This window comes from uncultured Campylobacter sp. (assembly GCF_937921625.1).
Lineage (GTDB): Bacteria > Campylobacterota > Campylobacteria > Campylobacterales > Campylobacteraceae > Campylobacter_B.
Genome location: NZ_CAKZTI010000025.1, coordinates 38,846 through 60,951 on the forward strand (window position 1 = coordinate 38,846; position 22,106 = coordinate 60,951).

At 48.7% G+C, this 22,106-nt stretch carries 20 protein-coding genes; 15 read left to right on the forward strand and 5 right to left on the reverse strand.

The window, feature by feature from the left end:
• Positions 1 to 488 precede the first annotated feature (488 nt).
• The 7 genes from Q0101_RS03190 to Q0101_RS03220 are packed head-to-tail and all read left to right on the forward strand — an operon-like array spanning position 489 to position 8,386.
• Entirely contained in the window at positions 489 to 1,028 is a 540-nt protein-coding gene (locus tag Q0101_RS03190) for a DNA gyrase subunit B (protein WP_297881422.1), read from the forward strand.
• Positions 1,009 to 3,102, forward strand: a complete 2,094-nt coding sequence (locus tag Q0101_RS03195) for an AMP-binding protein (RefSeq protein WP_297881424.1) — start codon at positions 1,009 to 1,011, stop codon at positions 3,100 to 3,102. The genes Q0101_RS03190 and Q0101_RS03195 overlap by 20 nt, the downstream gene beginning before the upstream one ends.
• Positions 3,083 to 4,084: a glycosyltransferase family 2 protein gene (locus Q0101_RS03200; RefSeq protein WP_297942273.1), complete on the forward strand. Its 1,002-nt coding sequence runs from the start codon at positions 3,083 to 3,085 to the stop codon at positions 4,082 to 4,084. The genes Q0101_RS03195 and Q0101_RS03200 overlap by 20 nt, the downstream gene beginning before the upstream one ends.
• Complete coding sequence (locus Q0101_RS03205; protein ID WP_297942276.1) at positions 4,077 to 5,201, forward strand: hypothetical protein; 1,125 nt, start codon at positions 4,077 to 4,079, stop codon at positions 5,199 to 5,201. The genes Q0101_RS03200 and Q0101_RS03205 overlap by 8 nt, the downstream gene beginning before the upstream one ends.
• The gene (locus tag Q0101_RS03210) at positions 5,188 to 5,697 is read left to right on the forward strand and encodes a thioesterase family protein (protein ID WP_297942278.1); all 510 of its coding nucleotides are present in this window, start codon (positions 5,188 to 5,190) and stop codon (positions 5,695 to 5,697) included. The genes Q0101_RS03205 and Q0101_RS03210 overlap by 14 nt, the downstream gene beginning before the upstream one ends.
• Positions 5,698 to 5,730: 33 nt before the next feature.
• Complete coding sequence (locus tag Q0101_RS03215; protein ID WP_297942280.1) at positions 5,731 to 6,258, forward strand: outer membrane lipoprotein carrier protein LolA; 528 nt, start codon at positions 5,731 to 5,733, stop codon at positions 6,256 to 6,258.
• Positions 6,251 to 8,386 (forward strand): hypothetical protein, encoded by a 2,136-nt coding sequence (locus tag Q0101_RS03220; protein ID WP_297942282.1) that lies wholly within the window; start codon positions 6,251 to 6,253, stop codon positions 8,384 to 8,386. The genes Q0101_RS03215 and Q0101_RS03220 overlap by 8 nt, the downstream gene beginning before the upstream one ends.
• Before the next feature lie 385 nt (positions 8,387 to 8,771).
• Here the strand turns inward: Q0101_RS03220 and Q0101_RS03225 are convergent, their stop codons facing one another.
• The gene (locus tag Q0101_RS03225; protein WP_297942284.1) at positions 8,772 to 9,683 is read right to left on the reverse strand and encodes a LysR family transcriptional regulator; all 912 of its coding nucleotides are present in this window, start codon (positions 9,681 to 9,683) and stop codon (positions 8,772 to 8,774) included.
• 139 nt (positions 9,684 to 9,822) lie between these two features.
• Between Q0101_RS03225 and Q0101_RS03230 the strand changes: the two genes are divergently transcribed.
• The 5 genes from Q0101_RS03230 (at position 9,823) to Q0101_RS03250 (ending at position 13,508) form a co-directional block, all read left to right on the forward strand.
• A complete protein-coding gene (locus Q0101_RS03230) occupies positions 9,823 to 11,364 on the forward strand; it encodes a flavocytochrome c (protein WP_297942286.1) in 1,542 nt (513 codons plus the stop codon).
• Positions 11,365 to 11,443: 79 nt separating this feature from the next.
• The gene (locus Q0101_RS03235) at positions 11,444 to 11,875 is read left to right on the forward strand and encodes a cytochrome c3 family protein (protein ID WP_297942288.1); all 432 of its coding nucleotides are present in this window, start codon (positions 11,444 to 11,446) and stop codon (positions 11,873 to 11,875) included.
• On the forward strand, positions 11,872 to 12,543 hold the full coding sequence (locus Q0101_RS03240; RefSeq protein WP_297942341.1) for a NapC/NirT family cytochrome c: 672 nt from the start codon (positions 11,872 to 11,874) through the stop codon (positions 12,541 to 12,543). Before Q0101_RS03235 ends, Q0101_RS03240 begins: the two co-directional genes overlap by 4 nt.
• Positions 12,544 to 12,919: 376 nt before the next feature.
• On the forward strand, positions 12,920 to 13,381 hold the full coding sequence (locus tag Q0101_RS03245; RefSeq protein WP_297942290.1) for a hypothetical protein: 462 nt from the start codon (positions 12,920 to 12,922) through the stop codon (positions 13,379 to 13,381).
• Between the two features lies 1 nt (position 13,382).
• On the forward strand, positions 13,383 to 13,508 hold the full coding sequence (locus tag Q0101_RS03250; RefSeq protein WP_297942292.1) for a hypothetical protein: 126 nt from the start codon (positions 13,383 to 13,385) through the stop codon (positions 13,506 to 13,508).
• Between the two features lie 357 nt (positions 13,509 to 13,865).
• Here Q0101_RS03250 and Q0101_RS03255 read toward each other — a convergent pair whose 3' ends face one another.
• A complete protein-coding gene (locus tag Q0101_RS03255) occupies positions 13,866 to 15,257 on the reverse strand; it encodes an OprD family outer membrane porin (RefSeq protein WP_297942294.1) in 1,392 nt (463 codons plus the stop codon).
• Between the two features lie 447 nt (positions 15,258 to 15,704).
• Positions 15,705 to 17,546: a molecular chaperone HtpG gene (htpG, locus tag Q0101_RS03260; protein WP_297942297.1), complete on the reverse strand. Its 1,842-nt coding sequence runs from the start codon at positions 17,544 to 17,546 to the stop codon at positions 15,705 to 15,707.
• Positions 17,547 to 17,978: 432 nt separating this feature from the next.
• Here htpG and Q0101_RS03265 point away from each other — a divergent pair, with 432 nt between their 5' ends.
• From Q0101_RS03265 to Q0101_RS03275, 3 genes are read left to right on the forward strand one after another with little or no spacing between them, the layout of a single operon-like run.
• On the forward strand, positions 17,979 to 18,347 hold the full coding sequence (locus Q0101_RS03265; RefSeq protein ID WP_297942299.1) for a hypothetical protein: 369 nt from the start codon (positions 17,979 to 17,981) through the stop codon (positions 18,345 to 18,347).
• A gap of 17 nt (positions 18,348 to 18,364) precedes the next feature.
• A complete protein-coding gene (locus Q0101_RS03270; RefSeq protein WP_297942301.1) occupies positions 18,365 to 18,697 on the forward strand; it encodes a hypothetical protein in 333 nt (110 codons plus the stop codon).
• The gene (locus Q0101_RS03275; RefSeq protein WP_366939390.1) at positions 18,637 to 19,002 is read left to right on the forward strand and encodes a tetratricopeptide repeat protein; all 366 of its coding nucleotides are present in this window, start codon (positions 18,637 to 18,639) and stop codon (positions 19,000 to 19,002) included. Before Q0101_RS03270 ends, Q0101_RS03275 begins: the two co-directional genes overlap by 61 nt.
• Positions 19,003 to 19,253: 251 nt before the next feature.
• Here Q0101_RS03275 and Q0101_RS03280 read toward each other — a convergent pair whose 3' ends face one another.
• Entirely contained in the window at positions 19,254 to 20,267 is a 1,014-nt protein-coding gene (locus Q0101_RS03280; RefSeq protein ID WP_297942305.1) for a UDP-N-acetylglucosamine--N-acetylmuramyl-(pentapeptide) pyrophosphoryl-undecaprenol N-acetylglucosamine transferase, read from the reverse strand.
• A 136-nt stretch (positions 20,268 to 20,403) separates the two neighbouring features.
• Positions 20,404 to 21,564, reverse strand: a complete 1,161-nt coding sequence (locus Q0101_RS03285; protein ID WP_297904610.1) for an FtsW/RodA/SpoVE family cell cycle protein — start codon at positions 21,562 to 21,564, stop codon at positions 20,404 to 20,406.
• Positions 21,565 to 22,106: the final 542 nt, after the last annotated feature.

Genomic DNA, 22,106 nt, shown 5'->3' on the forward strand with positions numbered 1-22,106 from the left:
AATCTGCAAGCCTGGGTGAAATTTTGAAATTTTAAAAGACGTCGTTTCTTTTGAGACCGTCGTTTTCATAAAATTTCAAAATTTTAAAATTTCGGCTAAATTTAATTTAGCGGATTTTATCGCGAGCGCGACGCCGCGGGTTAAATTAAAGCGCAGCTAAATTTTAAGATGCGGCTAGAATTTGAAGGCGGCAGGCGCGGCTGAATTAAAATTTTAAAAGTGCGGCACCTAAAATCGAACGCTAAGGCCAAATTTAAAGTATCGAAGCGCGGTAATAATCGCGCCGATTGCGCTACTAGCAGCAAAACCAAAATCGCTGCGACGAAACTAAAGCTGCCACGGCAAAAGCCTAGCCAGCCGCGGTAAAACTAAAACCGCAGCAGAAAAAAGCTCAACCGCTGTGACGAGGCTAAAGCTGCCACGGCAAAAGCCCAACCGCCGCGGTAAAAAAACCAAGCCCTTGCGGCTAAATTTAAGGATTACAGAGATTGCGACGAACGATATTTTTAAAAACAGCTACCGTAATTTTAAGCGTGTTTTACCCTTTCGGCCTTTATTTTTTGCACGGCGGCGCGCTGGTCTGCTTGCTTGTAGCGATGAGCGCGCTATGGGGAGCGCGAGCTGTTTTTGAAAGTAAAGATCACGCTATTAAGGGCGCGAGCGCGGCATTTTTTGCGCTGTGCGCCGTATTTGGCGGCGGAGCGCTTGCGTATCTGTATCCGCTCATAATAAATTTCTCGCTCGCGGCGCTTTTCGCGCTCAGCCTAAGATCGACGCCCGCGATCACGCGCTTAGCGCTTTTGAAGCAGCCAGGTCTCAACGAGCACGGCCGCGCCTACACGCGCAAGCTGACCGAAATTTGGCTCGGATTTTTCGTGCTAAACGGCCTACTTAGCGCGGCGCTGCTGCTACTGCGAGATAAAATTTATTGGAGCGTTTACTGCGGCGCGATCTCATACGTCCTCATCGGCGCGCTGATCGGCGGCGAGATGATTTTTAGGAAATTTTATGTTAAAAAATTTGATTAATTCTTTGAAACCTTACGAGCGCGAAATCCTTGCTGCGGCGGCTCTTGCGCGCGATTTAGCAAAAACTGGATGCAAGCAGAGCGAAGCGGCAAACTTAAAAGGCGCGGACAAACTCAAAAATAGCGCGGCAAGCGTAAATTTAAAAGATGCGGAAAATTCTAGCGGCGGCACAGATACCGCGCGCGACCTGCAATCGGCGCAGACGCAAGAGCAAGAACGCGCGCCGATGATTGAAATTTACGGCGAGGACGCGGCGGAGCTCATCGCGTTTTTTTTCGGCGCGCTGATTGCGGGCTTTGCGCCCGTACTGCTGCGAGAGCCCAAATTTAGCGGTAAATTTCATCTAGGCGGCGACGTAAAAATTCCAAATCTCGCCGCAGCGCAAAATTTAGACGAATTTAGCCCGCATGATTTAGAAAAAATTTCGCCGCACGATACGGGAAAATCCGCGCCTAAAATTTCATCTAAAAACGCGCCGCAAAATCACGCGCCGTGCGAGCAAGAGGCTGTCTCTTTGTATCTGCTGCGCGCCGATCAAAAATTTTATATCAAAACTTCAGGCTCGACGGGCGAAGCGAAAAATATCGGAAAAAGCCTACGCGATATGGTTTTGGAGGCGGAATTTTTGGTAGAAAGATTCGGCCTTTGCGCAAGCGATCGATTTTTATCGGGTGTCTCGCACCAAAATATGTTCGGGCTCACATTTAGCATCTTCGTGCCGCTGATTTGCGGCTCGCGCACGCAAAAAGGCGGTCTAAACTACCCTGAAATCATCCTTGCAGCCGATCTTGCGGGCGCCGTGCTGATCAGCTCACCCACGGTGCTCGGCGCGCTGTGCGAGCACGCAGACGCCGCAAACATAGCGCCTTTGAGCACCATTTTTAGCGCGGGTGCACCGCTAAGTCCTGCGATCCGAGATAATTTGCGCGCGCTTAGCAGTGCCCGCATCGTCGATATTTACGGCTCGAGCGAGACGGGCGTGATCGCCTGCAACGAGGGCGCGGGGCTTAAAAAATTCGCTCCAGTTAGCGTGCAGATCCGCGCAGATATTGATAGCGGCAGCGCGGCAAAATGCGAGAATAAGCCCTTCGATCTTGTGGCAAGCTCTTGCGGCGGAAATTCTGCGGCAAAGCCTAAAACACGCTGTGCGGACGGGCAAGACGCAAACCGCTCGGGCAAGCAGGCGTCTAAATTTAATGCAGACGTTAGCGATAAAACCGCGACCGATACAGAAAACAGCTCCGCACCGAACTCCGCGACAAAACACGACGATAAATTTACGCAGGCAGAGGGGCTTTGCGATAAATTTACGACAAAGCGGCCCGCCGACCAATTTTCGCAAACGGGCGAGTTTACGATCAGCTCGCCTTGGTGCGAGCGCTTTGAAAGCCGCGATTTCGGCTATGTGTGCGCAGATGAGATCACGCTTTTGGGGCGCGGCGATCGCACCGTAAAGATCAACGAAAACCGCGTGAGCCTCGATCTTCTCGAAGCCAAACTCCGCTCGCACGAATTTATCGGCGAGTGCAGGATTGATCTGCACCCCCAGCGAGACCGCGCCGTAGCTCTTATCAAGCTCAGCGAACGCGGCGAGCAGGCGTTTCGCGCAGGCGGCAAAAAGGGCGTCACGGACGAGTTAAAGGCCTTTTTAAAGCCCGAATTCGGCGCGATTTTGCGCTACTTTAAGATCGCAAGCAAGCTGCCTTTTAATGAGCAGGGCAAGCTAAGCAAAAAGGACTTTTTAAGCGCCCTGCAGCGCTACGAGGTGCCAATTTTCGAGCGGAGCGCGGAGAGTGAGTTTCGCGCGAAGGTGCGAGCCAGCGACTTTTATTTTGACGGACACTTTGCGCGATTTGCGCTGGTGCCCGCGTTTATGCAGCTTCGCTTCGTATTGATCTGCGCAAAAGCCCTGGGCTACGAGCTGGACGGCACGCAAAAGATAGAAAATTTAAAATTTACGAATTTCATCCGCCCCGGCGATGAAATTTTAATCAAAATCACCGAAGCAAGCGGCAAACTCCGCTTTGAAATTTCAAACGACAAGGTCTGCGCCAGTGGAAGAATTTGCCTTTAAGCCCGCATTTTTACTGCCCTACTTCAACCACCCCGCGCGCATCGCCGAGCTCGTGCACGCCCTGGCGCCCATCGCGCCCGTGCTGATCGTGGACGACGGTAGCGACGAAGCGAGCAAAAGCGCGCTAAAGGGGCTTGCGGCTCAAATTTACACCCGCGCGCAAAACGGCGGCAAAGGCGCTGCCGTGTGCGACGGCCTAGTGTGGGCGAAGAAACTTGGATTTACGCATGCTTTTCAGATCGACGCGGACTTTCAGCACGACGTAAGCAGATGCGAGGAGTTTTTGGCACTTGCGGCGCAGCAGCCCTCCGCGCTGATCTGCGCTGCGCCCGCGTATGACGAAAGCGCGCCCAAATCCCGCCTACACGGACGCAAGATAATGAATTTTTGGTGCGTGATAAATACCCTTTCGCACCGCATAAAAGACGCGATGTGCGGCTTTAGAATTTACCCGCTAGAGGGGATCGTGCCGCTTCTGCCCCGCACTAAGAGCCGCAGAATGGGCTTTGATGCCGAAATTTTAATCCTGGCCGTGCGCGCGGGGCTAGAGATAAAATGGCTCGATCTGGCGGTGCGCTACGAAGCAGGCGGAGTGAGCCACTTCGCGCCGTTTCGGGATAATTTCGGAATTTCGCTGATGCACGCGAGGCTATTTTGCGGACTTCCGCTCTGGCTTGCAAAAAGGGCGCTAAAACGCGCCTGCGATAAATTTAAAAAGCGCGACTTGCAGGATGCTTCGCAGCAGAGTGCAGACGAAATTTTGCAAAGGCTAGCGGGGCAAAACCCTTGCAGCGGCGCGCGGCGCGATAGTCGCAAAGGTGCAAAAGAGGAGATAGACGGCGGCGCAAACGAAAAAGCTGGTACCGAAAAATGCGGCGACAACGCCGCAGCGCAAAGCTCACAGGCGGAAAATTCAGCGCAAAGCTCGCTCGTAAAAGCCTCGTCGCAACATGCCGCCGCAAAGGACGGGCGCGATGGCTAAGCACTGGAGCGAAAACAACGAAAAGGCGGGCGCGGCGCTTTTAAATTTAGCCCGCTTCATCACGCTTCACACGCCTGATTTTTGCATGCGAGGCACCGCGCTTTTTATCTCGGCGATCTATTTTGCGCTGCTTAAAAATGAGCGACGCGCGATCGGGGAGTTTTTGCGGCGCGCGCTTGATCGTGAGCCCAAGATTCGCGAAATTTACGCGAATTTTTATAAATTTTCCCTCAGTCTGTGCGAAAAAATCGCGGTTTGGAACGGCAAGATCGCGCTGGATCAAATTCGCGTGCAAAGCGGCATGAAGGAGCTTTTAAGCGACGGAACGGGCAAAATTTTAATCACTTCGCACTTCGGCAACACCGAGATCGCGCGCGCCCTTTCGGCAAGCACGGCGGGGATAAAAATTAACGTGCTGATCTTTCGCAAACACAGCGAAAATTTTATGAAATTTATCGAAAAGATGGGCGGCGGCGTGAAAATTCTTTACGTCGGCGAGCTAGGCATCGGCGAGATGCTGCAAATCAAAGAACTGCTGCAAAACGGCGAGCACATCGCGATAATGGGCGATCGCATGCCGGTGGGCTCGGATAAATTTCAAAGCGAGGATTTTTTAGGACGCAGCGCGAACTTCCCGATCGGCGGGTATCTGCTCGCCAAAATTTTGGACGCGCCGCTATTTAGCCTATGGTGCTACGAGGGGCGCAGCGGCCACGAGCTGCGGCTACAACCGCTGCCTGCGCCGCTAAAAAGCCGCGATAAGGCGCGATCTGTAGCGGCGCCGCTTAAAAGCTACGTGCGGCAGCTAGAGCTTTATGCCAAAGAATTTCCTTCTCAATGGTATAATTTCTTTGATTTTTGGGCGCAAGGAAAAGACGTGAGCGAGACGATGCGCGACGGCGCGCAAAATTTCGGCGAGACGAGCACGGATACTGCGTCAAATTTAAATGGCGCAGCGGATTTAAACGACACGGCAAGTTCGAATGCCGCATCAAATTTAAAAAATGCGGCGGACTCGGATACTGCGCTAAATTTAGATAATTCAAATTTAGCCGCCGCAAAATCCGCCTCGCAAGACGAAAAATTTCATAGCGGAGAGAGGAATGAAAGAGTATAAATTTCGCGCCAGATTTTACGACGCTGATCCGATGGGCGTGATGTGGCACGGCAACTACGTAAAGCTCTGCGAGGACGCTAGATGCGAGTTTTGGCGCGACGCAGGCTACACATATATGCAGATGAGAGATGATGGATTTATATATCCCATTATCAAAATGGAATTTAAATTTATCGCGCCGATACTTTTTGACGACGAGGTTGCGGTAAGCATCGAGCTGCTTGAGTGCGACACGATCATAAAATTCTCCTACCGCATCAAAAGCCCATCGGGCGCGCTATTGGCCAAAGCTACCACGTCGCAAGCCGCAGTGGAGCTTGATTCCAAAAGGACGCTGTATGAGATACCGCCGCAGTTAAGGGCGTGCGCGGATAAAATTTTAGCGGGGAAAAATTCTGCCGGTAAAATTTCAGCGGCAAGCAAAGCCGCGCCCGAGCAAGACAGCTCTCAAAACGTCGCGGCGAATGAAATTTTGCCTAGCGATAACGAGCAGTGAAATTTTAGCGAGCATAAAATTTAAAGGACTACGATGAAAATTTTAGCTTTATTTTTAGCGATTTTGGGACTTGCGAGCGCGCTTGAAGTGAGCGATCTGGCGCTTAAGACCGACAATATCGGCGGCAAATTTAGCGAAACGCTCAGCATCGAGGGCTTTGCCGAGCCCGTGCGAAGCAGCGGCGAGTTTAGGATCAAGGGTGGCGAGCTATTTTGGACGACGCTAGAGCCGGTGCGAAGCGAGCTGAAAATCGGCGCGGACGGCGTTTTTGAGCGCAGTGGCGAAGCGTGGGTCAAAAGCGCCGATTCGCTTTTTGATAAGGACACCTTTTTGGCGATCTCGCGCCTGGACGTAGCGCGGCTTAGCAAAAATTTCTCGATCGCGCTAAGCGGCAGCAAAGATGCATGGCGCGCCGAGTTAAGCCCCAAAGGGATGCTGCAAAATATCTTTAAAAATATCGTGATCGAGGGCGGCGCCTACGTCAGAGTGCTGCGAATTAACAGCGCTAACGGCGACGTGAGCGAAAACGTATTTTCGGGCGTCGTGAGCTTAGATGAGTAAGATCGCGATTTTAGCGGTATTCGGCGCGGTTTTCATCGCGCTTTGCGCCTTTATAGCGCTCAATTTAAACCGCGTAAATTCCGATTTTTACGAACTGAGCGGCATCGAAATTTCGGGCGAGCAGAAACAGAGCGTCGAGGATTTCAACCGCGAGATCGCACGGCAAATCATCATCGCAAGCGCAGAGAGAGCGAGCTTTGACGCGTTCATTGCAGATATGCAAAAAAGCGGGCTTTTTGAAAGCATAATTTATGAGGTAAAGGACGCGAGCATGTATCAGAGCGAGCTTGCGCGCTTTGCGCCCGCGATGCTCGATGATGCGAGCGTGGAGCTTTTAAAAAGCGATCCGCAGGCCTTTTTTGAGCGTAGCGCGCGTGAGCTTTATTCAAAATTTCGCCCGCTTAGCCTCTCGCAGGACTTTTTCTCGCTTAGCCTTCACTCGCGCCTCAGCTCTCGCGGCGCTATCAGACTCGATCCTGCACAAAACCGCTTTATTACGATCATTGACGGCGCGCCGTACTACTTCGCTATGGCTAAATTGGCTCCGAAAGCAAATGACGACGCGCTTAGCGCGCTTGTGCGCGAGGCGCAAAAAAGCGAAATTTTAATTTCTGGCACTGCCCTTTTTAGCGCATTGGGTAAGAGCGCTGGCGTGCGCGAAAGCTCCGTGGCGGGCGCCGTATCGCTTAGCCTGTGCGCGGCGCTACTGCTGGCGGCATTTTCGCGCGCACGGATCTTCTGCCTGCTGCTGCCCGCACTTTTCGGGCTTGCCTGCGGCGTAGCGGCTACGATGGCGATCCGCGGCTCGATCCACATCCTAAGCGCCGTGGTTTCGACGAGCCTAATCGGGCTGATGCTGGATTACGCGGTGCACTGGCTCGGCGCAAACATCTCGCGCCGCATCGAAGCTCGCTCGATAAAAAGTATGCGAAACATCCTGCTTCTAGGGTTTTTCATCACTGCGGGAGGCTACTTCGTATTTTTATTCAGCCCGTTTTTTCTGCTCAAAGAGATCGCGATCTTTGCCATAGCCGCGCTTGCGGGGGCATTTTGCTTTAGCTACTTCGCCCTGCCGCTGCTTCTTGAAGGAGCGGAATTTTGCCCCGCCCCGCTCTTTGCAAAAGCTCTTGAACTCTACGCGAAGGCTCTTTGCAAGGTAAACCTAAGCCTAAAAGCGCTCGCCATCGTTTGCGCGGCGCTGCTTGCGTTTTTGTATTTTAAGATGGAGCTTAAGGACGATGTCAGCGAATACGCGAGCCTGGATAAAAACCTGATCGCGATGAGCGCCAAGCTCGCAAGCATCGGAGGCTCCAGCTTCGATCTGATCGTGGGCAACGATGCAAGCGCGGTAGCCAAAGAGGTTGTAGCGCGCGGTCTTGCGGACTCATACACCGGCGCGCCGATTTTGGATCCGGCTACGCAGAGCTTTATCAAGCAGTCCTTTGCAAACTACGATAGAAGTGCGTTTTTACATCTCGGGCTTAGCCGTGAGCTCGTGGACGCAAACTTTGCTAAGATCGCAGATGCGCCCATTTTAAGCTACGAGCAGGCTAGAAGCTCCGTCCTTTTTGCCGCGATGCCGAGTATCGATCCGCATATCGCTTTTTTGCGCGGCGTGCGCGATAAAGCGGCCGTTAGCGAGCTTGCCGCGCAGATGGGCGCACTGCATCTAAACATGCGAAGCGCCATAAGCGAGGCATTTTCGCAGATCAAAATCAACGCTCTGTATTTAAAATGCGCCGCGTATGCCCTAGCTCTCGCGCTGCTGTGGGCGTTTTTCGGCGCGCGGACGGCGTGGCTGATCGTCATCTGCGTTTTTGCGACAAATTTGGCCGTGCTCGCCCTGCTTAGCGCATTCGGCGTGAGCGTGAATATATTTGTCATCTTTGCGCTGATCCTCTCGGGCGCCGTGGGGATAGATTATATGATCTTTGCAAACAACGATAAGATGGCGCTTAGCGATAAAATTTTCGGCATCACGCTCGCGTCTTTAACCAGCATAATCTCTTTTTTTACGCTCGCTTTCAGCTCCACCAAGGCCGTGGCGCTGTTTGGGCTTTGCGTCAGCCTAAATATCGCGCTAGCAGCGATCTTGGCGCAAGTTTTGGCGGCAAGCAAGAAAAGCTAATCAAGCGGGAGCCAAAGAGCCGAAAGCACCGAATAGACGCCCTTTGCCCCGCTTACAGATAAAATTTTATAAAAGAGCGCGCCGTAAATTTACGTAGCCGCGGCGAATGAAAATTTAGCCTAGCGCGCCACGAGGTAAAATTTAGTCTGCATGTGCAAGATAAAATTTAACCGATTAGAGCGCGAGATAAAATTTGAGATGAAATTTCGACCAAGCAAGCTGCGAACCGGAATTTAAAAAACAAGGTTGCGGGATAAATTTTAAAAGTTGATCTTTGGCGCAGCGTCTCGAAGCATGCTATTAAATTTAAACCTATGCAGTGCATTTTTAAATTTAAACCCTTGCGGCGCGTTATTAAATTTAAATTTGCGCGCCGCAGATCGCCCTACTCGCCGCTTTTGCCCGCTTTTATCATCTTTATAAATTCCTTTGCGAGCTTGGATGGTTTTTTATACACGACCGAAAACGACACGTCCAAAAGCGGCTCATCTGCGACGTCAAAGAGCGTGATGTAGTCCTTCTGCGTCTCAAAAATGTACCGCGCAAAACTGAAACTCACGCAAAGCCCCGCCGCAACCATCGCGTTAGCCACGTACAGATAGGAGGTGTCGCAGAAAATTTGAGGCGTAAAGCCGGCGTTTTCAAAGATCTTTTTGAAGTTCGATTCGCTTTTTAAAATTTTACTGCTAATTGCAAATTTATCGGATTTGAACTCGCTAAGCGCGATCTTGGGGTATCTCTCGGTAGAATTTATACTCGCTCGCGAAACAGCGGGATGAGAGGAGCAGACGCTTAGAAGCAGCCTGCGCTTTTTTATAAACTCGCACTCAAGCCCCTCCGCAGAAAGCTCGCCGAAGTGCGCGACATAGACGATATCAAGCTCGCCGCTTTTTAGCATCTCGATTAGCGCGGGCTCGGAGTGGACATGCACGATCCTGATATCAGCCTTCGAAAACCTACTGCAGAAGACCGCGATGATCTTTTCGATAAATTTAAAGCTGGTCGAGGTCGCGCCGATTACGAGCTTACCCGTCTTGATAGACGAAAGCCCGCGGATTTCGTTATTTAGCTCCTTATTAAGCCTAAGCATATTTTTCGCTCTGGCGATGTAAATTTCGCCCGCATAGGTAAGCTCAAGCCCGTTTTTTCTATCAAAAATTTCGACACCTAGCTCCTTTTCTAAAAGCATGATGCTCTTTGAAAGTGATGGTTGCGCGATTCCAAGCTCGTTCGCCGCTTTTGTAAAGCTTTTAAGCTCCGAAATTTTTACCGCAAATTCCATATGTCGCAAGCTCATTTTTTGCCCCTTCGGTTGAAATTTTATAGCCTCTAGCTATTAAATTATATACTAAATAACATTTGACTTACATAAAGATTTAATATAAAATTACAATATTAATCTTTAAGATTAAGGGATTTCAAAGTAAAGGAGCAATATGCAGAGACGCGACATACTGAAAATGGGTATGGTAGGAGCCGGTGCACTCGCACTCGGCGCGGTAAATGCGCAAGCAAGCGCAGTGGACGCAAAGGACGTTAAATTTGACGAGGAGTGGGATGTAATCATCATCGGCAGCGGTTTTGCAGGGCTTGCGGCGGGCTTAAAAGCCGCGCAAAAAGGCAATAAAGTGCTAATCCTCGAAAAGATGGGCCGTATCGGCGGAAACTCCGTAATCAACGGCGGCGGTATGAGCGTGCCAATGAACCCAGTGCAGGAAAAAACGGGCATCAAAGACAGTAAAGAGCTATTTATGAACGACTGTCTAAAAGCAGGACTTGGCATCAATCACCCCAAGCTTTTAAGCACGCTAGCAGACCGCGGCCTAGACGCGTTTAAATTCCTCGTAGATAACGGCGTGCAATTTAAGATGGATCACTGCGCGCACTTCGGCGGTCACAGCGTCGCGCGCTCGATGCTAACTACAAATGATAGCGGCTCGGGCTACATCCAGCCGATGCTTGAAAAATTTGAAGCACTAAAAGACAAAGGCTGCGAGCTTCGCCGCCGCGCCAAATTTGACGATTTCGTAATGGACGGTGATCGCGTAGCGGGCGTCGTGATCCGTGAGGAGTATAAATTTGATCCCAATCTTTACAGCGACGATCTTGAAAACACGAGCGGCACAAAAAAGACGCTCAAAGCCAAAAAAGGCGTAGTACTCGCAGCGGGCGGATTTTGCCGCGATAAAATTTTCCGCAAGCTTCAAGATCCGCGCATTCCAGATGATGTCGATAGCACGAACCACCCGGGAGCAACTGCGGGCGTGCTACTAAAAGCCTTTGAGATCGGCGCGTATCCGGTGCAGGTCGATTGGATCCAGTTCGGTCCGTGGGCGAGCCCCGATGAGAAGGGTTTCGGCACCGCTCCGATCTTAACTCAGCAAGGCACCTTTAAATACGGTATCGCCGTGGACGTTCGCACGGGCAAACGCTTTATGAACGAGCTTGCAGATCGCAAGACTCGCGCGGACGCGGAGTTTAAAATTTTACGCGAGGATCCGAAAGCCTATCCGATAACCTTCGCCGACACCAAAATGGCGTTTAAAGACCTAAGCGAAGAGGTTATTTCCAAAGGCATGGCAAGCGGAAAGCTAGTGGGCGAATGTGCAAGCCTAGATGAGATCGCTAGCAAATACGGCGTGCCTGCGGATGCCTTAAAAGAGAGCGTCAAAAAATACAACGAAGGCGTTAAGGCTAAAAAAGACGAGTTTGGCAAGCAAGAAAGCGCACTTAGCGAGATCAACGAAGCGGGACCTTTCTACGTCATCCGCCTCTCGCCGAAACCTCACCACACTATGGGCGGCCTAAAAATCAACACCAAAGCCGAGGTCTTATCATCTAAGACGAATAAACCGATCCCCGGGCTTTGGGCTGCAGGCGAGATCACCGGCGGTACTCACGGAGCCAGCCGCTTAGGCACCGTTGCGATCACCGACTGCATAGTTTTCGGAATGATCGCAGGCGAGCAAATCGCTTAGCTAGGTCTGAGCGTAAGCTCTTTAAAGCCTTGCCAGTAGCGAAAGCGGGTCGGCAAGGCAGTTTTCTAAAAGGTTGTAAATGAAAAATTTCAGTTTTACGGCGCTGTTTCTGTGCTGTATCATCGCGACTTTGTTCGGCGCGCCGAGTGCTAACGACGCCAACGCCACGGACATAGTCGTTTCAGATGAGCTTCGGGCAAAATACAAAATCAAACCTCATCACGAGCATTTGTCATTTGACTGCGTCGATTGCCACATAAATCAAGGAAGCGATCCGTCTAAATTTAAAAGCATCGGCGATAAAGGCTGTATCAGCTGCCACGGCGACAAAAAGCAGCTCGCTTTGAGGCTTAAATTTATGGATACGCTTAAGGCTAATCCGCATAACTCCGTCCACGACGGTCCTACGCTATACTGCGACGAATGCCACAACGAGCACAAGGCATCTACGAATATGTGTACCGAATGTCACGAGCACGAAGTGCCGCAATGGATGGGGGTGACACCATGAGAATTTCTAAAAAATTACTAGCGCTTATTATCTTAATAAGCGGCATTATAGGGTTTTTCGTCGTCGTGCCGGTGCATTACGCGCTTGAGAAAACGAGCACCGATAAATTCTGCGACGTCTGCCACGAGATGGATCCGATGGTGATCGCTTATCAAGACGACGTCCACTCGGGTAAGGGCAAAACGGGCGTCAAAGCTAAATGCGTCGACTGCCACTTGCCGCACGACAATATCGTAAAATACGTCTATCAAAAGGCCAAAAACGGCGTGTTGGAGGGCTACTCGCACTTCTTTGACGAGCCTGAAAAATACGACTGGAATAAAAGGCGCGAAAACCGCGAGCACTATGTGTTTGACAACGGCTGCACAAGCTGCCACGCCACCGTGATCGACAGCAAGATCACCTCCGAGCAGGCGCAGCGCATGCACGCGCACTATAAAAAGCTCTTGGGAACAGATAAGGAGCTTAAATGCGCGAGCTGCCACGTAAGCGCAGGGCATGGCATCGGGCTTCGCAACTACCTAGAGTACTGGCGACCGACGTATAAAATTTACGAAAAGAAGATGATGCAGGAGAAGATCAAGGCGAAGAAGGAATTTTTCGGCGACGAGTATAAACCGAGCGCCGAAGAACAGGCCTTTATGGACGCTTCTAGCGCGAAGAAATAACGCCGCTTGAAATCCTAGAATTTCTAAATTTCAAAATTCCGCCGAGGTTTAGCTGAGACCTTGACGGGATTTTTGAAATTTTGACGAAGTTTTTATTAAATTTATCGGCTTTTAGATTTAAAATTTCCTCGAATTCTCGATTTAAAATTTCATCTATCAGACTATATTTAAACCAACCGCCCGCAACTTAAGTTTATGCGCTTCTTACTCGCCAGCTCGTAAACGAAAAGTATCGACAAAAAACCCTTACAATTGCATCTATATGAGCCTTACTATAGTGCTAATTTAAAATTTCATACTCACGATACATTCTGAGAGCATAAGGCTAGCATAAATTATCGAGGGTATAATCTAATTAAAATTTTAGGAGGAAGCGATGGCGTTTGAAAACGCAATCATAACCAAAGAGGATGATGAGAAGTATGGATTGAGTGCTCTATATGGTAAGTATAATTATGGAGGAAAGTTGCCAAATCTAAATTTTACAATAGATAGGCAATTAGATTGCTGGCTTTTAAAAATTTATAGTTTTCCAGACCCAAATTATGACAGAGCTGTTTTATCAAAGTCTTTATGGATTTTGCATTATAATAATAGAAATATAGAAATTACGCTGGACTATAATTTTGATATTGATAGCACAATAAGTCCAAAGAAATTTCATCGTATTTGGAAAGTTTTAGGGTTAAAGCCTAGTTTAAATTCCAAAGCACAAATGCAAAATATTTTTCACTTATTGCAGAAAAGCTTAGAAGCTTATGGCGATTATGATGCGTGGCAATCGGATCCAAACTATACAATGGAACTACAAGACTTAACCAATAAAAAGGAGGAATAAAATGGCGTTTGTTGCAGAGCATATTCCAAAAGGAATTTTAAATGTGCCTGGAATAGGAGGGTCTACAACGATGCACCTAAAAGAATATCTAAGTCACGCTTTCGTATCAAAAGATTTAAAACGCTAGAAAGGTATATTTCTTGTAATTGTAATGAAATTTCTAAAATCTTATAAATTTAAAATTCCTATAAAGCACGCGTAACAAAATCCTCGTCAAAATTTCAATGCCCAAGCTTTATTTAAATTTCGGTACGTCAAGCTCTGCGGCGAAATTTTAGAGATAAATTTTACCTCCGTTTCATTTAAAATTTAAGAGCATGTTTAAATTTAAGGAGCTAGGATGAAACATTTATCAAGCGCGAGCCCGCTTGATAATGCAGATGAGAAAGAGTAAATTTTTCGGATTTAAACGCCCTTTTTGCGTCATATACAAGGCAAAATAATGCAGATGAGAAAGAGCGGAAATGCTCCGCTCTTTAAAGCTTTAGTTGCCGCTTAGATCAAATTTATACGCAGCTTGTAACCATATCTCGTTCTCGTCGAACTTCCTATTTACGCCGCTAGCGTAGTGGTCGCTCCTCTCAAGCGCAGTGTAGGTTACGCCCAAGCTTAGCCCCTTAACGGCCTTAGGAGCGTAGTTTGCCGTTACCGCCCAGCCCTCTACGTCCATGCTGGTGCCGACCGCTTGACCCGCAGCCCCGCTAGCATTGATATTATTCGTGCCGCCTACTCTGTCTTGATCGCCTTTTACGTAGTGTAGCGCGGTTTTAAAGCCATCTAGGCCAATAGCGCCGAAGTTGTAATCAAGCACGATCTTATGCGTATCCATACCCGCGTATCCTGTGAATACGAACGGACCTCTAATAGGCAGAGCGGTGTATGATCCAGGGCCGTTGCCGACGCCCAAAATAACGGCATCATCGTCGCTAACGGTCGTATAGGCATACGATAGACCGAATCCGAAAAACTCGCTAACCGAGACTCTTGCGCCGAACATATCGCCGTCAAGCCTTCTTGGCTCCAGCCCTCCGTCTACGCGCGAGCCTTTGTAGTTAAGATCAAATCCTAGCTTTAAAACCTCACCTGCCGGCACTTTTACGTTCGCCTCGGCAAGATACAGGCTAACGTCGCCGTCCTTTAACGCGTTAGCCGGTTTAACGTCCGTTACCGCTGCGTAAGCGCCGGTTAAAGTAGTATAAGGCAAGGATTTGTTTTGAACATATGCGGAGAAGATATTTTCAAATTTTACGGCGACAGGACCGGTCATATTACCCAGAATCACCCTATCTTTAAACAAAGGAGCTTTTCCTTCGCCTGCAGGAGCGCCCATAGCGGTTTTGCTCCTTCCTTGGAATTTATAAAACCATCCGCCCCACAAGGTAGTATCGGGGATATCTTTATTAGATATCGCTACGCCCTCGAAAGCTTCTTTAAACGCCCTCGTATAGTTGCCCGCAACGAGCGGAGTTACGACATATTGTCTACCCGCCTTTATATCAGTATTTCCTATGCCGTATCCTAGGTATAGTTCCGATAAGACCGCGCCTTTGGTAAACCACTCTTTATCGTAATGGGTTTTATTGCTTGTTCCTACATGATACGGCATTAACCAGCCCTGTCCGGTAAGCCCTATTCTAAAGCCGTAAAGAGGATCGGTAACATATCCAAGCTCAAGACCCACGCCGAATGCCTCGTAGTCGTTATCGCCCGTAGCGGCTTCGCCTCTATTATCTACGGTTTTATTGGCGTAAGTGGTCTTTACCGTTCCGCCAAACTTACCGTTAGTGATCGCCTCGGCTACGCTATCCGCCGCGCTTAGCGAGGATACCGCACATGCGCAAACCGCCGCAGCTAAACTTAGTTTGATGAGTTTCATTCGAAATCTCCTTTCATAAAGATTTACAAATATTTATAAAATGAATTATATCAAACAATCTCGCTGTTTGCGATAAAAAAGGTGGAAATTTAAAATAGAATTACGCAACTTTGTAAAGATTAAATTAATGAATAGCGAAATTTATCGCCCGATTTATGATTTTATGATTTGACGAATATTTTCGGCTCGCGCTCCGACCTCGACTAGCGGATAAAAGCGATCAAAAATTTCAAAATTTCCAAAACGCCAAACCGAGCCGCAGGATAGAATTTTACCGAAATCAAAGGATGAAATTTCGCCGCTTTTAAATTTTAAAATTTAAAAAGTGCGACGAAGCTTGCCCGCCGAAATTTCTCTTTAAATTTAAAACGCGGCTACATAGATTTATACAGCCTATGCAGCCGCGCGGAATTTTGCTAGCAGATCGAAGCTCTAAATTTAGATAATCTACAGAGCCTTTGCGATCAGCTCATTTACGTTTTTGATAAACTCGCTCGGATTTTCCAGCTCCTGCCCCTCGCTAAGGCGCGCCAGATCGTAGATTATCTCGGTTACTTGCGGCAGCATCAGTTTATCGGCCTGCAGCTTTTTGATGATCTCGTGATCTGCATTGATCTCCAAAATCGGCTTTATTGGCGGTAGATTGCGGCCTCCCATCTGCTTAAGCAGCTGCTGCGTCGCAAAATCGGGATCGTTCTCGTCAAAAACAAGGCAGGAAAGCGAGCCGCTTAGACGCGATGAAATTTTAACGTCCTTGACGCGTTCGCCTAAAATTTCTTTGATCTTCGCGGCGATCTCTTTGGCTTGCGGCGTCGCGGCATCGTCGCTCGCAGCTTCTTGCTTGATCGAAGTTGCGTTTTTAACCGGCGTCTTATCAAACTCAAAAACGCCCGGCATCACTATCGTATCGATCTCATCGTCGCAGAGTAGCACCTCCGTGCCCTCGGTGTTAAATTTCTCGATCAGAGGCGAGCTTTTAAGCATCGCGGCGCTGTTTCCGGCGATATAATAGATCTCTTTTTGCTCTGCGCCCATTTTTTCCTTATACTCGCTAAGCGTGATGAGGCCGTCTCGCAGGTTTGATTTGAAAAGACAAAGCTTTAAAATTTCCTCTTTGTTTGCGCCGAAGCCGTAAAGCCCCTCTTTCAAAACCTTGCCGAATAATTCGTAAAATTTTATGTATTTTTCGCGATCGTTCTGCAAAAGCTTTTGCAGCTCGGATAGAATTTTTTTGACGCTCTGCTCGCGGACGTAGGCTAGAATTCGATTTTCTTGCAAAATTTCGCGACTTACGTTTAGCGGCAGATCTTCGACGTCCATTATACCACGCACGAAACGCAGGTAGCTAGGCAGCAGCTCTTTGGCGTCGTCGGTGATGAAAACGCGCTTGACATAAAGCTTTACGCCGCTTTGATAATCGACGCGATATAGATCGAAAGGCTCGCTGCTCGGCACGTAAAAGAGCGTCGTGTATTCGTGCGTGCCCTCGGCCTTGGTATGGATGTAAAACAGCGGATCGCCGCTGTCGTGGCTGATCTGCTTGTAAAATTCATTGTAATCGCCAGGCTTTAGGCTGCTTTTTGGCAGTTGCCAAAGTGCGCTCGCGCGGTTGATCTGGACGTTTTTAACCTCGCTATGTCCCTGCTCACCCTCTTTTTGCGCAGGAACGTATTCTTCTTTATCCATAAAGATCGGATAAGGGATGTGGTTGGAGTATTTTTTGATGATGCCTTCGAGCCTATATTCGTCCAAAAACTCCTCATCTTTCATATGCAGGATTATCGTCGTGCCGAAGCTCTCTTTTTGCGCCTTTTCGACCATGTAGTTGCTCGCGTCGCTGCTCCATTTAAAGGCATCCTGCGAGAGAGGCTTGCGGCTGATAACATCGATACGATCTGCAACCATAAACGCCGAATAAAACCCGACGCCGAACTGCCCGATGAGGTTGCTGTCCTTCGCCGCATCGCCGCTGAGGCTCGCCATAAAGCCCTTCGTGCCGCTGCGCGCGATAGTGCCGAGATTGCTCTCAAGCTCGGCTTCGTCCATACCGATGCCGTTGTCGCCGATGCTTAGCGTTTTGGTCTCTTTGTCGATCTTTATATCGATGCGCGGCACATACGAAAGTGCCTTGTAATCGTCGTTTGTAAGGCTTAAGTAGTTTAATTTATCCAGTGCGTCGCTTGCGTTTGAGATCAGCTCGCGCAGGAAAATCTCCTTGTTTGAATAAAGCGAATGGATCATCAAATTTAGCAGATCATTCACTTCGGTCTTAAATTTTTTCTTTGCCATTATGCAGTCCTTTTTGAAAATTTTGGCAGATTATATCATGGAGTGCTAATCTTGTCAAGAGTAGAATAAATAAACTTGATATGAATCCTATCAAGTTTTGTAAATTTAGAGGTGCGTTTTAAAATTTAGCGTAGAATTTTGCTCGATTTGCTACCTACGAAATAGCCGCTCGCTCAACGTAAAATTTTGGCTTTTTACGCGCGTCAAGCTTCTAGTTCTCAGGCGTGCCAAACACAAAGGCGCCGCCGCGAAAACCGAAAAATCCGCAAAAATCGCAAAAGCCGCAGAAATTTCAAGTGCGGGTTTTGGTAAGAATTTCGGCGCATCATAGCGAAGCTTCCTTCCGGAGAGGAAAAATCAAAAATTTATCTCTTAAAAAAACGAGAATGAAATTTATCGATTTTTAAGGGGGGGATAGAATGCGCTAAATTTTTGGTTGAAAGGAAAAATATAGCTGAGGATAAGATTAACGGGAACGAAGCCTTGACCCAAAACGGCATGAACAACAATAAGAAAGAAAGTGAAACGAAAAATATAAATGAAGATAAAGAAAATGAAGCTTTTGTCCAGGTTTCTTTATCGATTTTGGGCGGTATAGTAGGCGGCGCATGGGCTAATATATTAGATAAAGATTTATGGATTAATGTATTAACTATAGCTGTAGCGGGCTTTATTGTCTATGCAACAATAACTTGGCACGATAAGAAATTAGATAAAAAGATAGGATTTCCTATTCTGATTGTTCTTTTGCTCATAATAATGGCTCTACTTGCGTGTTTAGCATATTGCATTCACAAATAATTTCAAATGAGAAAAGAATGAAAAAAGTAATTTTGGTTTTGGCAGTTCTAGCGAATTTGGCGTTTTCTGCTGAAGAATTAACACAAGCTCAAATCGAATATTTCGATAAAGAGTGTGAGGGTAGAAATTTAAAGTATTACACTGTAATCGGTGAATATTACTTTATGGTTGGCGGAGAAAGGATAGATTACAAAAAAGCAAAATACTATTTTGAAAAAGTTTGCAAAATGGACAAAGCTGTTCAAAAAAAAATGAATATTTTATTGAAAGCTGCGGAAATCTCGCAGCTATGTATTATAAGGGGATTGCCGGGATCGAACAAAATTATAAAGAAGCGGCTCGCTTATTGAAAGTGACTTGCGATATTGGAGACCCTATGGCATGTAACAATCTTGGGATAATGTACAATAATGGATATGGCGTGAAAAAAGATATAACAAAAGCCGTATCTTGCTATAAATACGCTTGCAATAAAAACAATTGGCGAGGATGCTCGAGTCTTGGTGCATATAATATTGCTTTAGGCAATAAGAATACGGCTGTTAAATATTACAAAAAGGCTTGCGAGTTGGGTAAAAACGACTCAGAAGCACAAAATCCAAGCAATAAAGATTTTTGGCAACTCACTTGTGAATTGTATAAAAAATTAAAATAGACTTAAAGTTACCCGAGCTGAATTTGCGTTCGGGTAAATCCGCTCAAATTTTCCCAAATCAAATTTAAATTTTAGCCACTCTCGTTTTCGCCGATCCTTACGCTGCTTTTTGTTATTAAAACGTCGCATCCTGTCCTCTTTAGCCGTATTTGCCGCGTAGCAGAGCGCGCGAAAGAGCAAATTTTAATTTTATTCGCCCTGCTCTGCGATGAAATTACGCGCAAAGTATGGGCATAAAAAACGGAGGCGCCTTAAATTTTACTCATTACGTCGCCAATGATCGCTTGTGCGCCGTTTCGATCCGCAAGCTCAAGCAGTCCTTTGCTCGCGCGCGCCACGTCGAAGCTCTGAATCAAGCTCAAGATCCGCTCGCCGCTTGCGTCCTGCTGACGCACGATTTCGCACAGCCCGCGCTCCTTAAGAAATTTCGCGTTATAAAACTGATGATCCGCCGCCGCAAACGGAAACGGCACAAATATCGCGGGTAAGCCGTTTGCGCAAAGCTCCCACAGCGTGCTGGCGCCGCTGCGTCCGACGCAAAGATCGGCGTTTGCGATGAGCTCGTGCATGTTTTTGCAAAAGCCCACGAGCTGTACATCCAGACCCTGCTGTGCGTAAATTTGCGAGATGCGCTCAAACTCGCGCTCGCCGCACTGATGGATCACGCCGTAGCCGAGACCCAAGAGCTTGGGCGCAAGCTCCACGGCAAGCGAGTTGATAAAGCTCGCCCCCTGCGAGCCGCCCAAAAAGATGACCCTCTTAAGCGCCGTACGCGGCCGCGCCGTCTCGAAAAAAATATCCGCGATCGGATAAGCAAACGCGGGCTTTTCATAGGAGCTGTAAAACACGCGCGCAAAGGGCCTCAGCAAGCGGTTAAGCCGCCCGCAAACGGCGTTTTGCTCGTGGATAAAAAACGGCACGCGAGAAAGGATCGCCGCGATGGATGCGGGCGCCGAGCTGTATCCGCCCACGCTGATGAGCGCGCGCACGCCGTTTTGCTTTAAAATTTTATGCGCCGCAAGCGAGAGGCGCAGGATATTTAGCAGCGAGGCTAGCTTGGCAAAGCCCTTTTTATCGACGACGCCCGAGCTTTGCAGAAAATAGGTACGCGCAAAAAGCTCGCTATTTTCAAACCACGCGCGATCCTGCCCGCGGTTTGAGCCGATAAAGATCGCCCTGATGCCCTGCTTCGCAAGATGGGCGGCTAAATTTTTAGCGATTATCAGATGCCCGCCGGTGCCGCCGCCGCTGATTGCTATGACCATACTTTTCCTTTAAATTTATAAAATTTCGCGCCTAAATTTAAGCCTCGGCGCGCTTCGGCGTAGAATTTTAAGCGCAATTCGGCTCTAAATTTACGCCTAAATTTAAATCGCACTCGCCCCAAAGCCCGCAAAAGCCTTAAAATTTCGCCCTTTTCGACGCCATCAAAACGAGCCCCACCGCAAACGACGCCGCGAGCAGGTGGCTACCGCCGTAGCTCAGAAACGGCACGGCGATGCCCTTTACCGGCGAGATCGACGTGATGCCGTAGGAGTTGATGATGAACGAAAAGAAAAACATAAAGCCAATACCCAGGCAAAAGAGGAAATTTACGTTACTCGGCGACTTGCTCGCGGTCTGAAAGATGCGAAAGAGCATCGCATAAAATAGCGCCACGATGAGTAAAATCCCGATAAATCCCCACTCCTCGGCTATACCTGCGAGCACGAAGTCAGTATGCACCTCGCTCAGATATCCGAGCTTAAAGCTTCCGAGCCCAAGTCCCTGCCCGAAAAACTCGCCGTTGTTTATCGCATTTAGCGAGTGTCCGACCTGATACGGCGCGCTAGCATCCTCTATACGAAGTCCTGCGGCAGTCTCCGGCGACATAAACGACAGCACGAAATCCTGCACTCCGCCCCACCACGAGCGCACGCGATCGACCCTGTGCGCGCTCGTGACGATAAAGACGTAAGCAAGCCCCAAAATCCCCATAAAGCTAAAGCCGATGAGCTTGAAGCTCGTGCCCGCAAAAAGCGACATAAAAATCATCGTAAGCCCTAGCACGGCGACCTGCCCCAGATCGTTTTGCACGATAGCGACCAGGATCACCACAAAGCCGAAAAGCGCTACGTAAGGAAGCAGCGTCGCGATCTCGCGCCCGATGCTTTTTTTAGAGTGATCGAGCTTGCGCGAAAAGCTCCACGCCAAAAAGTATATGAAGCCCACCTTGAAAAATTCCACCGGCGCGAGGTTAAAAAACGGCAGCCTGATCCAGCGCGCCGCGCCGTTAACGTCGGCGACTAAGGACTTGGGCAAAAAGCCCATCGCGAGCATCAAAATCCCCATTATCGCAAAAAGCGACATGCACACCGGCGTTAGGCATTTATCGGGATCGGCGCGCGATACGATCCACATCACCGCGATGCACGCGATCCCCACCGCGCACTGACGATAAAAAAAATGCAGTGGCGTAGCGCCCAGCAAAAGCACCGTATAGGAGCTCAGCGACAGCGAAAATATCATGCCGATCGTAATGAGCGCGCAGGTGAAGTAATATAGCCATTTATCGGTTCTCAATCATCTCTCCGTTTTAAAATTTATTCGCATTTACGCGCGCCGTGCACGCTTCGTCTGCCGCGCAAGGCTTGAAACCTCGCATTGCGCCCCTGCCGCACGGCCCGGATCGCGGCACTGCCTTTTAAAAAGCGTACGGCACGACCACGTATTGTCTTTTGGCACGCAGCACGATCGTGCATCTTTGACGCGTGGCGCAAATTTTATTCTCGCACATAGGCGGCTTTGCAGCGCACGCTGCGAGATAGCGCGCCGTAAAGCACGATCTCTCTTTATCCCGCAAGCGTGAATTGCCTACGCTCTATTCTAACATATCGCGACGATTTCGACGCACACTGAGGATAAATCGCCGCGAAACGCAATTCGTGCCACTTTTTAAATGTGCATTTTGCTCTCACGTATCGCGTAGCCTTCGACACGCGCTGCAGCACCGTAAAGCGTGACCTCGCACTATCTTTTAATACACAGGCGGGTGCATTCTAGCTCCGGCAGGTGTATCGCGGCGGCTTTCGGCACGCTATAGCATGGTCGTAAACCGCGACTAT

Bases quoted from the DNA above. Each gene is read 5' to 3' on its own strand.
- Q0101_RS03195 (WP_297881424.1), top strand. From the start codon at position 1,009: ATGTTAAAAAATTTGATTAATTCTTTGAAACCTTACGAGCGCGAAATC.
- Q0101_RS03205 (WP_297942276.1), top strand. From the start codon at position 4,077: ATGGCTAAGCACTGGAGCGAAAACAACGAAAAGGCGGGCGCGGCGCTT.
- Q0101_RS03210 (WP_297942278.1), top strand. From the start codon at position 5,188: ATGAAAGAGTATAAATTTCGCGCCAGATTTTACGACGCTGATCCGATG.
- Q0101_RS03215 (WP_297942280.1), top strand. From the start codon at position 5,731: ATGAAAATTTTAGCTTTATTTTTAGCGATTTTGGGACTTGCGAGCGCG.
- Q0101_RS03220 (WP_297942282.1), top strand. From the start codon at position 6,251: ATGAGTAAGATCGCGATTTTAGCGGTATTCGGCGCGGTTTTCATCGCG.
- Q0101_RS03225 (WP_297942284.1), bottom strand. From the start codon at position 9,683: ATGAGCTTGCGACATATGGAATTTGCGGTAAAAATTTCGGAGCTTAAA.
- Q0101_RS03230 (WP_297942286.1), top strand. From the start codon at position 9,823: ATGCAGAGACGCGACATACTGAAAATGGGTATGGTAGGAGCCGGTGCA.
- Q0101_RS03235 (WP_297942288.1), top strand. From the start codon at position 11,444: ATGAAAAATTTCAGTTTTACGGCGCTGTTTCTGTGCTGTATCATCGCG.
- Q0101_RS03240 (WP_297942341.1), top strand. From the start codon at position 11,872: ATGAGAATTTCTAAAAAATTACTAGCGCTTATTATCTTAATAAGCGGC.
- Q0101_RS03245 (WP_297942290.1), top strand. From the start codon at position 12,920: ATGGCGTTTGAAAACGCAATCATAACCAAAGAGGATGATGAGAAGTAT.
- Q0101_RS03250 (WP_297942292.1), top strand. From the start codon at position 13,383: ATGGCGTTTGTTGCAGAGCATATTCCAAAAGGAATTTTAAATGTGCCT.
- Q0101_RS03255 (WP_297942294.1), bottom strand. From the start codon at position 15,257: ATGAAACTCATCAAACTAAGTTTAGCTGCGGCGGTTTGCGCATGTGCG.
- htpG (WP_297942297.1), bottom strand. From the start codon at position 17,546: ATGGCAAAGAAAAAATTTAAGACCGAAGTGAATGATCTGCTAAATTTG.
- Q0101_RS03270 (WP_297942301.1), top strand. From the start codon at position 18,365: ATGAAAAAAGTAATTTTGGTTTTGGCAGTTCTAGCGAATTTGGCGTTT.
- Q0101_RS03275 (WP_366939390.1), top strand. From the start codon at position 18,637: ATGTATTATAAGGGGATTGCCGGGATCGAACAAAATTATAAAGAAGCG.
- Q0101_RS03280 (WP_297942305.1), bottom strand. From the start codon at position 20,267: ATGGTCATAGCAATCAGCGGCGGCGGCACCGGCGGGCATCTGATAATC.